General features: G+C 61.2%; 9 protein-coding genes, 2 tRNA genes and 1 pseudogene. 7 read left to right on the top strand and 5 right to left on the bottom strand.

Features of this window, described 5'->3' with window-relative positions; all coding sequences use genetic code 11:
• Positions 1–53 precede the first annotated feature (53 nt).
• Together FW789_RS00205 and FW789_RS00200 are read right to left on the bottom strand one after the other, a co-directional pair.
• Positions 54–130: transfer RNA gene (locus tag FW789_RS00205), tRNA-Asp, on the bottom strand.
• A gap of 13 nt (positions 131–143) precedes the next feature.
• A tRNA-Val gene (locus FW789_RS00200) sits at positions 144–219 on the bottom strand.
• A gap of 206 nt (positions 220–425) precedes the next feature.
• Here FW789_RS00200 and rdgC point away from each other — a divergent pair.
• From rdgC to sugE, 3 genes are all read left to right on the top strand, one after another.
• On the top strand, positions 426–1,343 hold the full coding sequence (rdgC, locus tag FW789_RS00195; RefSeq protein WP_103438253.1) for a recombination-associated protein RdgC: 918 nt from the start codon (positions 426–428) through the stop codon (positions 1,341–1,343).
• Positions 1,344–1,416: 73 nt separating this feature from the next.
• On the top strand, positions 1,417–2,382 hold the full coding sequence (locus tag FW789_RS00190; RefSeq protein ID WP_103438254.1) for a bile acid:sodium symporter family protein: 966 nt from the start codon (positions 1,417–1,419) through the stop codon (positions 2,380–2,382).
• Between the two features lie 115 nt (positions 2,383–2,497).
• Entirely contained in the window at positions 2,498–2,815 is a 318-nt protein-coding gene (sugE, locus tag FW789_RS00185) for a quaternary ammonium compound efflux SMR transporter SugE (protein ID WP_103438255.1), read from the top strand.
• A gap of 72 nt (positions 2,816–2,887) precedes the next feature.
• Here sugE and FW789_RS00180 read toward each other — a convergent pair whose 3' ends face one another.
• Positions 2,888–4,762: an MFS transporter gene (locus tag FW789_RS00180; RefSeq protein WP_207073655.1), complete on the bottom strand. Its 1,875-nt coding sequence runs from the start codon at positions 4,760–4,762 to the stop codon at positions 2,888–2,890.
• A gap of 208 nt (positions 4,763–4,970) precedes the next feature.
• On the opposite strand from FW789_RS00180, the gene FW789_RS00175 reads away from it, so the two are divergent.
• Entirely contained in the window at positions 4,971–8,447 is a 3,477-nt protein-coding gene (locus tag FW789_RS00175; RefSeq protein ID WP_103438257.1) for a hybrid sensor histidine kinase/response regulator, read from the top strand.
• Here the strand turns inward: FW789_RS00175 and rmuC are convergent.
• Together rmuC and FW789_RS00165 are read right to left on the bottom strand one after the other, a co-directional pair.
• A complete protein-coding gene (gene rmuC, locus FW789_RS00170) occupies positions 8,419–9,777 on the bottom strand; it encodes a DNA recombination protein RmuC (protein WP_178080838.1) in 1,359 nt (452 codons plus the stop codon). The genes FW789_RS00175 and rmuC overlap by 29 nt on opposite strands.
• A gap of 181 nt (positions 9,778–9,958) precedes the next feature.
• Positions 9,959–10,288, bottom strand: a pseudogene (locus FW789_RS00165) (sel1 repeat family protein); the annotation flags it as partial.
• Positions 10,289–11,244: 956 nt separating this feature from the next.
• Here FW789_RS00165 and FW789_RS00160 point away from each other — a divergent pair.
• From FW789_RS00160 to FW789_RS00150, 3 genes are all read left to right on the top strand, one after another.
• The gene (locus FW789_RS00160) at positions 11,245–11,469 is read left to right on the top strand and encodes a hypothetical protein (protein ID WP_101321718.1); all 225 of its coding nucleotides are present in this window, start codon (positions 11,245–11,247) and stop codon (positions 11,467–11,469) included.
• A gap of 248 nt (positions 11,470–11,717) precedes the next feature.
• Positions 11,718–12,200 (top strand): hypothetical protein, encoded by a 483-nt coding sequence (locus tag FW789_RS00155; RefSeq protein ID WP_103438260.1) that lies wholly within the window; start codon positions 11,718–11,720, stop codon positions 12,198–12,200.
• Between the two features lie 146 nt (positions 12,201–12,346).
• Complete coding sequence (locus FW789_RS00150) at positions 12,347–13,642, top strand: OmpP1/FadL family transporter (RefSeq protein WP_103438261.1); 1,296 nt, start codon at positions 12,347–12,349, stop codon at positions 13,640–13,642.
• Positions 13,643–13,648: the final 6 nt, after the last annotated feature.

Genomic DNA, 13,648 nt, shown 5'->3' with positions numbered 1-13,648 from the left:
AAGGTCGCTTTCTCTGTCGCTTCAAGGTGTTCAGTGGGCCTTGAAGCTCAATATGGCGCAGCGGACGGGACTCGAACCCGCGACCCCCGGCGTGACAGGCCGGTATTCTAACCGACTGAACTACCGCTGCGCTATACATCGAGTGGTGGGTGATGACGGGATCGAACCGCCGACCCTCTGCTTGTAAGGCAGATGCTCTCCCGGCTGAGCTAATCACCCTTCGTCTCGGTGTGGCGCGCATTCTACGGAGGACATACCACCCTGGCAAGCACTTTTTTCAAATAATTTTGCAGGCCTTTCAAGGACCTAGCGCTATCACGCTTTTATTGACCATTAACCGCCTGATGGCCCTCTGACAGGGTTGGCCGCATGGCCCCAGTCGGAGAATAATGCCCGCCTTATGCATTAAGGAGAGATCTACCCCCATGTGGTTCAAGAACCTGCTGACCTACCGCCTGACCCAGGAAGTCCCATTCGAGCCTGAGGCACTGGAAACTGCCCTGGCCAGCAAGCCGGCCCGTCCGTGCGCCAGCCAGGAGCTGACCACCTATGGTTTCGTCGCGCCGTTCGGCAAGGGTGAAGACGCCCCGCTGGTGCACGTCAGCGGCGAGTTCCTGCTGATTGCCGCGCGCAAGGAAGAACGCATCCTGCCCAGCAGCGTGGTCAACGACGCGGTCAAAGAAAAGATCGAAGAGATCGAGACCGAGCAGATGCGCAAGGTCTACAAAAAAGAACGCGACCAGATCAAGGACGAGATCATCCAGGCCTTCCTGCCACGCGCATTCATTCGTCGCTCGATGATCTTTGCCGCCATCGCCCCGCGTCAGGGCCTGATCCTGGTCAACTCGGCCAGCGCCAAGCGCGCCGAAGACCTGCTGTCGACCCTGCGTGAAGTCATGGGCTCGCTGCCGGTTCGCCCGGTCACCGTGAAGGCCGCGCCTAGCGCGACCATGACAGAGTGGGTCACTTCGCAGGCGGCTGAGGACTTCCATGTCCTGGACGAGTGCGAGCTGCGTGACACCCACGAAGACGGCGGCATCGTCCGCTGCAAGCGTCAGGACCTGAAAAGCGACGAAATCCAACTGCACCTGGGCAACGGCAAGGTCGTCACCCAGCTGGCCCTGGCCTGGCAGGATAAGCTGTCGTTCGTGCTCGACGACAAGACCGTGATCAAGCGTCTGAAATTCGAAGAACTGCTGCAAGAGCAGGCCGAGCAGGACGGAGGTGAAGAAGCGCAGCAGCAGTTCGATGCGAGCTTCCTGCTGATGATGATGACCTTCAAGGAGTTCCTGCCGGCGCTGTTCGAAGCGCTGGGTGGTGAAGACATTCCGCAGGGCGTCTGATTGCGGCCTGGGGTTGCCCGCGCAGCCCCACCTGCATCGATTGGCTACTTAATAGAAGAACAAGGATTGCTCCATGCGTGCCCTCGCCGCCCTCAGCCGCTTCGTCGGCAACACCTTCGCCCTTTGGGTATTGCTGTTTGCCTGCCTGGCGTTCCTGCAGCCGCAATGGTTCATCGGCCTGAAGGTAGCCATCGTGCCGCTGCTCGGGCTGGTGATGTTCGGCATGGGCCTGACCCTCAAACTCGACGACTTCGCCGCCCTCGCCCGCCAGCCCTGGCGAGTAGCGCTGGGCGTGGTCGCACATTTCGTGATCATGCCGGGCATGGCCTGGCTGCTGTGTCAGCTGTTCCATCTCCCGGCAGAGATTGCCGTCGGTGTGATTCTGGTCGGTTGCTGCCCTAGCGGCACGGCCTCGAACGTGATGGTCTGGCTGTCCAAGGGTGACCTGGCGCTGGCGGTGGCGATTGCGGCGGTGACTACCCTGCTGGCGCCGTTGCTGACGCCTGCGCTGATCTGGTTTCTGGCTTCGGCCTGGCTACCGGTCTCGTTCATGGACATGTTCTGGTCGATCCTGCAGTTGGTGATGCTGCCGATCATTCTCGGCGTGCTCGCCCAGCGCTTGCTTGGCGCACGGGTGCAGGCTGCGGTGCAGGTGCTGCCGCTGGTATCGGTGGTGAGCATCGTGATGATCGTCTGCGCGGTAGTTGCAGCCAGCCAGGCGAAGATCGCAGAGTCGGGGTTGCTGATCATGGCGGTGGTGATACTGCATAACAGCTTTGGCTATTTGCTTGGCTACCTCACCGGCAAGCTGTGCAAGTTGCCGCTGGCTCAGCGCAAGTCGCTGGCTCTGGAGGTGGGCATGCAGAACTCGGGGCTGGGCGCGGCGTTGGCGGCGGCGCATTTTTCGCCGTTGGCGGCAGTGCCGAGCGCGTTGTTCAGCGTGTGGCACAACATCTCTGGGGCGTTGCTTTCAACCTGGTTCCGGCGTATGCAGGAGCCTGGGGAAACGCAGACCGAGACCAGGCCTGAGGCGCACTGACCTTGCCTTGGTAAATGCACTTGTGCAATATAGTGCACATGTGAGGACGACCTCACCGCGCATTGCGTGATCAGCCTGGGGACGGCCCCATCCTTAATACGATGGAGACTCACAGATGTCCTGGATCATTCTGTTTTTCGCCGGCCTGTTCGAAGTGGGCTGGGCGGTGGGCTTGAAATATACCGACGGGTTTACCCGGCCGTTGCCTACGGTGCTGACCGTGGGGGCAATGGTGGTCAGCCTTGGCTTGCTGGGGTTGGCCATGAAGGAGTTGCCGCTGGGGACTGCTTATGCCATCTGGACTGGGGTGGGGGCAGTGGGTACGGTGATTGCCGGGATCATCCTGTTTGGAGAATCGATGGCGCTGATCCGACTGCTCAGCGTCGCCCTGATCATCACGGGCCTGGTCGGCCTCAAAGTCAGCGCCAGCTGATCCCCCCTGTTCAAGGCAGCAAATGTGCGAGGGGTGTCCCGTTTCCGACGGCTCCCCCCCACCTGACCCTGTTTAACGCCGATTGCCGCGCAGGGCACCGACCTGCGCGCGCAATGCTTCTGGCTGCGCCGCCTCCACCGAGATGGCAGCGCCCGCGACTATGGTCACACGTGACCACAGGCGCTTGAACAGGCCCTTGGCCGGATCGCGGCTGAAAAAGCTTCCCCACAACCCCTGCAAAGCCAGCGGAATAACCGGTACCGGGGTTTCTCGCAGGATCCGCTTGACCCCACCCTTGAACTCATCGATCTCGCCATCGGCCGTCAGCTTGCCCTCGGGGAAGATGCACACCACCTCCCGCGCCGCCAGAACTTCGGCGATACGGGCGAAGGCTCGCTCATGGATGGCTTCATCCTCGCTTCGTCCGGCGATCGGGATCGCCCCAGCCGTACGGAAGACAAAGTTGAGCACCGGCAAGTTATAGATCTTGTAGTACATGACAAACCGAATCGGCCGGCGAATCGCCCCAGCGATCAGCAGCGCATCGACGAACGACACATGGTTGCACACCAGCAGTGCCGCCCCCTCATCAGGAATACGCTGCAGGTCCCGATGCTCGACCCGATACATCGAGTGACTCAGCAGCCAGATCAAGAAGCGCATGGTGAATTCAGGCACGATGCTGAAGATATAAGCGTTAACGGCAATATTAAGCAGCGACACCACCAGAAACAGCTGTGGAATGGTCAGCTCGACCACGCTCAACAGCACAATGGTGACCAACGCCGACACCACCATGAACAACGCATTGAGAATGTTGTTGGCAGCAATCACCCGCGCCCGCTCACCCTCGGCAGTCCGCGCCTGAATCAGCGCATACAGCGGCACGATATAGAACCCGCCAAACACCCCAAGACCAACGATCGACAGCATGATCCACCAGGCCTGATGCATGCCCAACAACGCCAGCCAGTCGTGCGCCACGTCGGTGCTCGGCACATCGCCCGAATGCCACCACCAGAGCAGGCCGAACAAGGTCAGGCCAAACGAGCCGAACGGCACCAGGCCGATTTCCACCTTGCGCCCACTGAGCCGCTCGCACAGCAGCGAACCCAACGCGATGCCTACCGAGAACAACGTCAGTACCAGCGTCACCACCGTCTCGTCGCCGTGCAGCCAGTCCTTGGCGTAGGCTGGGATCTGGGTCAGATAGATAGCCCCGACAAACCAGAACCACGAGTTGCCAACAATCGAGCGCGACACCGCCGGCGTCTGCCCAAGCCCCAAGCGTAGGGTCGCCCAGGACTGCTTGAAGATGTTCCAGTCGAGCTTCATCTGCGGCGCCACAGCAGCAGCGCGCGGGATCCAGCGGCTGGCCAGATAGCCGAGCACGGCAGTGCCGACGATGCCGCCGGCGACCACCGTTGCATAGCTGCTGGACGACATCATCACCCCAGCGCCAATGGTGCCCGCCAGAATAGCCAGGAACGTACCCATCTCGACCAGGCCATTACCGCCGACCAGCTCATCCTCGCGCAGCGCCTGCGGCAGGATCGAATACTTGACCGGCCCAAACAGCGCCGAGTGGGTGCCCATGGCGAACAGCGCCAGCAGCATCAGCACCAGGTGATTGCTGACAAAGCCCACCGCGCCGATCGCCATGATGACGATCTCGGCCAGCTTGATCGCCCGTATCAGCGCATCCTTGGCGAACTTCTCGCCAAACTGCCCGGCCAGTGCCGAGAACAGGAAGAACGGCAGAATGAACAGCAGCGCGCACAGGTTGACCCAGATCGAGCGGTCGCCCTCCAGGCTGAGCTTGTACAGGATCGCCAGGATCAACGACTGCTTGAACAGGTTGTCATTGAACGCGCCCAGTGACTGGGTGATGAAAAACGGCAAGAAGCGCCGCTTGCCGAGCAAGGTAAATTGCGAGGGGTGACTCATCAATCGATTCCCTGAGTGATGCCGGTGGCTGTTTGTTGATTAGAATGCACCTGAGCGTCATTGCGCCACATCCAGATGCAAGTCGCCTGCACTCAGGCCGCACTGCGACGACACGCCACTGCGACCATGGTCGACGCTGACGACGCGCAAGGCACATGCCAGACTTGTTCACCGGGCCCACGCTCTACCCTATTGCTGCGGAGTTTTCATGTCGTTGTCCAGCGGGCTGATCGCCGTGGTCGCCCTGGTCTATATGGCCATCATGTTCGCCATCGCCTTTTACGGCGACCGCCGCAGCACGCCTCTGCCGCCGCGCCTGCGCGCCTGGGTATATAGCCTGTCGCTGGCAGTGTACTGCACCAGCTGGACATTCTTTGGCGCGGTCGGCCAGGCCGCCGAACAGCTCTGGGCGTTCTTGCCGATCTATCTGGGGCCGGTGCTGCTGTTGGTGTTCGCGCCGCAGGTCGTGCAGAAGATGGTGTTGATCAGCAAGCAGCAGAACATCACCTCGATTGCCGACTTCATCGCCGCACGCTATGGCAAATCGCAGAGCCTGGCGGTGGTAGTGGCGCTGATCTGCCTGGTCGGCGTACTGCCCTACATTGCCTTGCAGCTGAAGGGTATCGTGCTCGGCGTCAATCTGCTGATCGGCGCCAATGCCGATGCCACCGGCACCCGTGTGCAAGACACCGCACTGGTGGTGTCACTGGTGCTGGCGCTGTTCTCGATCGTGTTCGGCACGCGCAGCCTGGACGTCACCGAGCACCACCGCGGCATGGTCCTGGCGATTGCCTTCGAGGCGCTGGTCAAGCTGCTGGCGTTTCTTGCCGTGGGCGTGTTCGTGGTGTTCAACCTGTATGACGGCTTCGACGACCTGTTCACCCAGGCGCGCCAGTCGGTGCAGTTGGAGAGTTACTGGCAGGAGACCATCAACTGGCCGTCGATGGTGGTCCAGACCGGGGTGGCAATGATGGCGATCATCTGTCTGCCGCGGCAATTCCACGTCACCGTGGTCGAGAACATCGAAGCGCAGGACCTGCGCACGGCGCGCTGGGTGTTCCCGATGTACCTGGTACTGGCAGCGCTGTTCGTGGTGCCGATTGCCCTGGCTGGGCAGATGCTGCTGCCGGGCACGGTGATCTCCGACTCGTTCGTGATCAGCCTGCCACTGGCCGAAGCGCATCCAAGCCTGGCCTTGCTGGCCTTTATCGGCGGCGCCTCGGCGGCCACCGGCATGGTCATCGTCGAGGCTGTGGCGCTGTCGACCATGGTCTCCAACGACATGCTGCTGCCGTGGCTGCTGCGGCGCAAAAACGCTGAACGCCCGTTCGAAGCGTTCCGCCACTGGATGCTCTCGGTGCGCCGGGTGACCATCGTGGTAATCCTCTTGCTGGCGTATGTCAGTTACCGCCTGCTGGGCTCCACCGCGAGCCTGGCGACCATTGGCCAGATCGCCTTTGCTGCGGTCACCCAGCTGACCCCGGCGATGCTCGGCGCGCTGTACTGGAAACAGGCCAACCGCCGTGGCGTATTCGCCGGGCTGGCGGCGGGGATCTTCCTCTGGTTCTACACCCTGGTGCTGCCGATTACCGCGCACAGCCTGGGCTGGTCGCTGCAACTGTTTCCGGGCCTGACCTGGCTCGACAGCAACCCACTGAACCTGCCGATCACGCCGCTGACCCAAGGTGTAGTGCTGTCGCTGGCGGGCAACTTCATCCTGTTTGCATGGGTCTCGATCCTGTCGCGCACGCGCGTGTCCGAGCACTGGCAGGCGGGCCGGTTCATCGGCCAGCAAACCAGTGAGCGGCCAAACAGCCGTTCGCTGCTGGCGGTGCAGATCGACGACCTGCTCAACCTCGCCGCCCGCTTTGTCGGCGAAGAACGCGCCCGGCAGAGCTTCATTCGCTTCGCCTACCGCCAGGGCAAGGGCTTCAACCCCAACCAGAACGCCGATGGCGACTGGATCGAACACACCGAACGGCTACTCGCCGGCGTACTCGGCACCTCCTCGACCCGCGCCGTGGTCAAGGCTGCCATCGAAGGCCGCGACATGCAGCTGGAAGACGTGGTGCGCATCGCCGACGAGGCCAGCGAGGTGCTGCAGTTCAACCGTGCGTTGCTTCAGGGCGCCATCGAGAACATCAACCAGGGCATCAGCGTGGTCGACCAGAACCTGCACCTGGTGGCCTGGAACCGGCGTTATCTGGAGTTGTTCAACTACCCTGAGGGGCTGATCAGCGTGGGTCGGCCGATCGCCGATATCATCCGCTACAACGCCGACCGCGGCCTGTGCGGCCCGGGCGAGGCGCAGGTGCATGTGGCGCGCCGGCTGCACTGGATGCGCCAGGGCCGGGCGCACACCTCCGAGCGGCTGTTCCCCAATGGCCGGGTGATCGAGCTGATCGGCAATCCGATGCCGGGTGGTGGTTTTGTCATGAGCTTTACCGACATCACCCCGTTCCGCGAGGCCGAGCAGGCCCTCAAAGAGGCCAACGAAGGCCTCGAACAACGGGTCGCCGAACGCACCCATGAGTTGTCCCAGCTCAACCAGGCGCTGACCGAGGCGAAGAGCCGGGCTGAGGCCGTAAGCCAGTCGAAAACCCGATTCCTCGCTGCGGTCAGCCATGACCTGATGCAGCCGCTCAACGCTGCACGCTTGTTCTCGGCCGCGCTGTCGCAGCAAGCCGAGGGCATGAGCAGCGAGTCCCAGCAACTGGTGCAGCACATGGACAGCTCACTGCGTTCGGCTGAAGAGCTGATCAGCGACCTTTTGGACATCTCGCGCCTGGAAAACGGCAAGATCACTCCCGACGTGAAAGCCTTTGCCCTGAGCGATCTGTTCGACGCGCTGGGCGCCGAGTTCAAAGTGCTGGCGGCAGAAAAGGGCCTGGAGTTCCGTGTCCGTGGCAGCCGCCTGCGGGTGAACAGCGACATCAAGCTGCTGCGCCGGGTGCTGCAGAACTTCCTGACCAATGCCCTGCGTTACGGCAAAAGCCCGATCCTGTTTGGCGTGCGCCGCCAGGGTGGCCGGCTATGGCTGGAAGTGTGGGACCGCGGTCCGGGCATAACCGACGACAAACTGCAGGTGATCTTCCAGGAGTTCAAGCGCCTGGACAGCCACCAGACCCGCGCCGAAAAAGGCCTGGGCCTGGGCCTGGCGATCGCCGATGGCCTGTGCCGGGTACTCGGCCATGCCCTGGAAGTGCGCTCGTGGCCGGGCAAAGGCAGCGTGTTCCGCGTCAGTGTGCCGATTGCCAGCGGCAGCGTCGCGCCGGCTGCAGCCGTTGAACAGCAGCCAGGGCAACCGCTGGCGGGCCTGCAGGTGCTGTGTGTCGACAACGAAGACAGCATCCTGCTCGGCATGAACAGCCTGCTCAGCCGCTGGGGCTGTCAGGTCTGGACTGCGCGCAGTCGTCAGGAATGCGAAACGCTGCTGGCCAATGGCATGCGCCCGCACCTGGCGCTGGTCGACTTTCACCTGGATGAAGGCGACACCGGCACCGAGCTGATGGCCTGGCTACGCACGCGCCTCGGTGAGCCGGTGCCCGGTGTGGTGATCAGCGCCGATGGCCGCAGCGAAACCATTGCCATGGTCCACGCCGCCGGCCTCGATTACCTGGCCAAGCCGGTCAAGCCAGCCGCCTTGCGCGCCCTGCTCAACCGCCATCTGAGCCTGGTTCAGTAAGCGCTTCGTCACTCAAGGCGCGCTCCAGCAAGTCCGCCGGCAGGCTCTTGCTGGCCCGCGCGCCGAGCAACTTGAGCTGCTCACTGCGGCTGATCAGGTTGCCACGCCCTTCACAGAGCTTGTTGCGCGCGGCGGAGTAAGCCTTGTCGACCTGCTGCAAGCGACTGCCGAGCTCGTCCAGATCCTGGATGAACAAGACGAACTTGTCGTACAGCCAGCCGGCCCGCTCGGCGATTTCCCGCGCGTTCTGGCCCTGGCGCTCCTGCTTCCAGAGGCTGTCGATCACGCGCAGGGTGGCAAGCAAGGTGGTAGGGCTGACAATCACGATCTGCCGATCGAATGCCTCCTGGAACAGGTTCGGCTCGGCCTGCAATGCCGCGGAGAAAGCCGCTTCGATCGGCACGAACAGCAGCACGAAATCCAGGCTATGCAGCCCCTCGAGGCGGCTGTAGTCCTTGCCGGACAAGCCTTTGACGTGGCTGCGCAGCGATTGCACATGCTGCTTGAGCGCCGCTTCGTCATTGCCGCTGACCCACTGCTGATAGGCCGTCAGGCTGACTTTGGCGTCGACCACCACCTGCTTGTCGCCGGGTAGCATGATCAGCACGTCCGGCTGAAAGCGCTCGCCGTCGGCGCTTTTCAGGCTGACCTGGGTTTGGTACTCGCGACCCTTCTCCAGCCCTGCGTGTTCGAGGACCCGCTCAAGAATCAGCTCGCCCCAGTTGCCTTGAGTCTTTTGCCCTTTGAGCGCCTGGGTGAGGTTGGTGGCTTCATCCGACAGGCGCAGGTTGAGCTGCTGCAGACGCTCCAGCTCCTTGCTCAGCGAGAAGCGCTCACGGGCCTCCTGCTGGTAGGTTTCGTCGACGCGCTTCTCGAAGGCATGGATACGTTCCTTAAGCGGATCAAGTAACTGTCCGAGTTGCTGCTGGCTAGTCTGGGTGAAGCGCTGCTCGCGCTCGTCGAAAATCTTTGTAGCCATTTCGGCGAACTGCGCGCGCAACGTGTCGCGGGCCTCTTGCAGGTCTTCCAGGCGCTGCTGATGGCTCTCCTGCTGCTCGCGCAGCTCGGCTTGCAAGCCGGCGGCATGGGCTTCCAAACGGCGTAGCTCGGACTCGCGGTTGCTGCGTTCGAGTTGCCAGGCATGGGCGGCGTCGCGGGCATTGTCACGCTCGACCTGCAGCAGCTCGACCTCGCGGCCCTGGGCGGCCAGGCTGGCCTGCTTGGCGCTATTGGCCTCGGCCAGGTCGCTGATTTCGTCACGGCTGGCATCAAGCTGGGCCTGCAGCCCTTGCTGGGCGAGCAATGCCGTGCTCAGGCGCTCTTCGAGCAAGGCCCATTGCCGTTGCTGGGCAGCATGGCGCTGCTGTAGGTGCCAGACCCAGCCCAGGCAAGGAATTGCCGCTGCTACAAGGCCCAGCACGATGCTGAGCAGATCCACCGCCATAGCTACCTCAATTGCGTCTATCCAGAGGCAGGCAGCTTAACAGGCCGGCGCAGCGGCTTCAGGAAGGATTGTGCTCGCTGGCCGGATTCAACCGGGCGTACTCGGCCTGAGCCTGCGGATCGCCGGCACGTGCGGCCTGGCGCAGCAGCTCGTGGCCGATACGCCGGTCGCGGGCATTGCCGCAGTCACGACAAAGCATTTGCCCCAGACGACTCTGGGCGACCACCACCCCTTGCCGCGCAGGCTGCTTGAGCAGGCGTCCAGCCAGGTGTTTGACGCTGTGCTTTTCGCCCAAGCGCGGGCTGTCGAGCAACCACAAGGCGACCTTCAAGGAAAAACGCTTGGGTGCGGGCGCAGATAAAGGCGATGGAGCAAGGTTTTTACCGCGAAAATTCATAACCGACAGCGATGGCAATTCGTGAGGCGCGCCACTCTACCGGATTTTTCAACGGAAGGGCTGCGCCTCTGTTGATGAAATTTTCACAAAATCTGCCGTTCCTTTATTGACCTTTTCAAACGGGCCACACTGCCCCGGGTATTTCGACAGGATTGTCCGACAGCAATCGAAAGTGCTGGCACGCCCGTGCTAGAGCGAACGCGCGGGACAATCCACAGAACCTGTGGATAACTCGGTGGACAACCACTTCATGATGTCTTCAAACCCTTGTGAAATGGGGGCTGCAGTCAAGTTGACGATTTTTTCACCAGCTCAAATAAGTGTTTTTTTTCATTGACTTAAGGACGCGGCCCAGGCATTGCCCGAGCTATCCGAACGAATGGCGCAGCCTGACAATAGCTGCGCTGAATGTGTACAAGTGCACCGCAATGCTGCAACCAAATGAGCCAAAGTGGCCCATCACGGCTCACGAAGGCTACACAATTGCCCCTTCACAGGCGTGTGCATAACCGCCATAATGATCGGCTTCGCGGGTCATTCTCTAAATAAATTTGCTAGCCTCGGATTAATCCTGTAGGGTGGCCCTCGTTAGTACCCAGCTGAAAGTCAATTCTGGCCAGTAAGGTCCCTGCAGTGTCCGGCTCCCCCCAAGAGCACGAACTGCTGAAACAGGACCGGCCCTTTCGATGATTCACTCGGCAGCCAAAGCTGCTCAAGCGCGAATCACCCTTGCAGATTGATCGGGATCTTCACCCAGAGGCCATGAACCTTTGCCTCGGTGTGCCTGCCCGCCTTTTGACGTACCTACCAGTCAGCCAAGCGCCTACCTATTTTGATGCGCCACCTCTGGCTGCCCTGTTCCAGTCAGGTTCAGCGCCACTTTAATAAAGGCGTCACTGGAACGTTTATAAGATGCACGGATCGAATCCCGTGTCCAAAGCAGGAACCTCCACATAATGACAAATCATCATCAGTTTCACAGTGCCGTTGGCACGCTTTCTCAGGCCTTCGCTCCACTGAAGTGTCTTATCGTTGCCCCGCGTAAGGGCAGCTTCAGCTTCACCCTGGTTGACGAGCATGGCATTGCTTGCCACAGCGAACGTCTGTATCCAGAACAGTACAACCGCGCCGGCCCACTGCAGGCAGTGATCGACCGCACGCGTCAGTCGCTGGTCGCGTAAGGGCTGAATATCAGCCCATTCGCGCGCTGAATTTGCCATCGAAACTACTGCCGGTTGGCTCTTGGCTTAATTGCTGCAAAGCATATGGCCCCCAACCTCTGGCAGTAATCGATTTAAAAACAGGCCTTTACACCGTGATTATCACACTACACTTCAACTCGAGCGGTGCGATCCGCTTCCGACGGGCCTGACCCTTCCCCAGCTGCCAAGCTCCAGCGCCCGTCGGCCCTTAATTGAATGAGGGCATCATGGGTATCGCTGCCAGTGAATTGTGTCGCTATGTAATCAAACCCACCCTGGTTTACCTCGGCCGGCATTGCGCCAGCGCCGAAGCTTTGCTGCTGGGCGTTGCAGCCAGCCAGTCGGCTTTGGGCTCTGCCCTGCACGACCGCCGCGGGCACGGCCTCTACCGAATCGGCGAAAGCCGCCACCAGGCGCTCTGGGACGAATTTCTTGCCCACGACCCGGAACTAGCCAGCCTGATCCGCGGCCTGGCCAGCCAGCATGCCTTCCTGCGCGGGCCGCACCTGGAGCTGGCCGTCAACCTGCGCTACTCCACCGCCATCGCCTGGATGCTGATCGAACAGCGTGCGTTGCCCTTACCGGCGGCAGACGACCTGCTCGGGCACGCGCGAATATGGCGGCAGATTTTCCATCCGCAGGGACGGCTACGTGACTTTACCCATGCCTGGCATACCTGTATCGAGCCAGTGATGGCGCCGGAGTCGTAGGACTGCTCCTACAGAAATCGAGAAAAAACACGATTCTGGTCGGATTGTCCTACAAAACCGCTCTATCTCCTGCGTTTGGGGCTATAGCGCAGCGCGCGATTTGTTGGTAGCTTTTCGCCCCGGAGATCCCAAGGAGTTTCACAATAATGAAAAAATCAATGCTCAAAACCTCCCTCGGCGTTGCTGTTGCCCTCGCTTCCAGCCAATTGCTGGCCAGCGGCTTTGCGCTCAACGAGCAGAGCATCAGCGGTATGGGGACAGGTTTCGCGGGTCGTTCTTCTTCTGCCGAAGACGCCAGCACCGTGTTCGGCAACCCTGCCGGCATGTCGCGGCTCAAGCGCGAACAAGTCACCGTCGGTGGTGCAGCCGTGATTGCCAAGTCCAAGATCAGCGGTCAGGGCAGCTATGGCGGTGAAACCGATGGCGATATGGTGCCGGTCGTCGGCGTACCCATGGGTTACTACGTCAAGCCGATCGATGATCACTGGAGCGTCGGTTTTGGTGTCTATGTGCCGTTTGGTCTGGTTACCGACTACGGTAGCGACGACGCTGCGCGCTACTGGGGCAAAAAAAGCCACGTAGAAGTGGTCACCTTCCAGCCGACTGTTAGCTACGCCTTCAACGACAAAGTGTCGGTCGGCTTCGGCCCAACCTTCAACCGCATCGAAGGTGAACTGGGATCGAATCTGCGTAATCTGGTTCCAGGCGGCGCAGATGGTGAGGTCAAGATCAAGGGCGACGACGTTGCCGTAGGCTACAACATTGGCGTGATGGTGCAGGCGACCGATCGCACTCGCCTGGGTCTGACTTACCATTCGATGGTCGACTACAAGCTCGAGGGCAAGACCAAGGTCGGTTATTCGGTGCCGCCGCTGGGCATCAACATCGACGACAAGTTCGATGCGACTTTGAAGATCAAGACGCCTGAGTCAGTCGACTTCTCCGTTACCCACGAGTTGGACGATCAGTGGACCTTGTTCGCAGGCAGCACCTGGACTCGCTGGAGCCGACTGGAGGCCATTACCGTCAATAACGAGCTGCCAGCCGGTCTGGCTGCCAACCCGATTGGCGGCGCCTTCGGCACCATCAGCGAAGAGCAGCACTGGCATGACACCTGGGCGCATGCCATCGGCGCATCGTACAAGGTCAACAAACAGTGGACCCTGCGTACTGGCTTCTCGGTCGATCAGTCGCCGACCAACAACGAAAACCGCTCGCCGCGGATCCCGACTGGTGACCGCAAGATCTTCAGCCTTGGCGCAGGCTGGAGCCCGAACGACGACATGACCATCGACGTGGCCTACTCCTACCTGTGGGAAGAAGACACCAAGGTCAACAACCGTCCGGATACCCCGCAGGAAGGCGCCTTGAAAGGCTCGTACCAGGCCAAGTACGAAAACAGCGCTCATGGCGTAGGTGCATCGCTGACCTATCGCTTCTGAGGTTGA

Source organism: Pseudomonas sp. 1121_17, from assembly GCF_052850745.1.
This window is presented reverse-complemented; position numbering and strand designations above follow the sequence as displayed.

Excerpts from the sequence above, each read along its gene's own strand:
- rdgC (WP_103438253.1), top strand. The coding sequence starts at position 426 with ATGTGGTTCAAGAACCTGCTGACCTACCGCCTGACCCAGGAAGTCCCA.
- FW789_RS00190 (WP_103438254.1), top strand. The coding sequence starts at position 1,417 with ATGCGTGCCCTCGCCGCCCTCAGCCGCTTCGTCGGCAACACCTTCGCC.
- sugE (WP_103438255.1), top strand. The coding sequence starts at position 2,498 with ATGTCCTGGATCATTCTGTTTTTCGCCGGCCTGTTCGAAGTGGGCTGG.
- FW789_RS00180 (WP_207073655.1), bottom strand. The coding sequence starts at position 4,762 with ATGAGTCACCCCTCGCAATTTACCTTGCTCGGCAAGCGGCGCTTCTTG.
- FW789_RS00175 (WP_103438257.1), top strand. The coding sequence starts at position 4,971 with ATGTCGTTGTCCAGCGGGCTGATCGCCGTGGTCGCCCTGGTCTATATG.
- FW789_RS00160 (WP_101321718.1), top strand. The coding sequence starts at position 11,245 with ATGACAAATCATCATCAGTTTCACAGTGCCGTTGGCACGCTTTCTCAG.
- FW789_RS00155 (WP_103438260.1), top strand. The coding sequence starts at position 11,718 with ATGGGTATCGCTGCCAGTGAATTGTGTCGCTATGTAATCAAACCCACC.
- FW789_RS00150 (WP_103438261.1), top strand. The coding sequence starts at position 12,347 with ATGAAAAAATCAATGCTCAAAACCTCCCTCGGCGTTGCTGTTGCCCTC.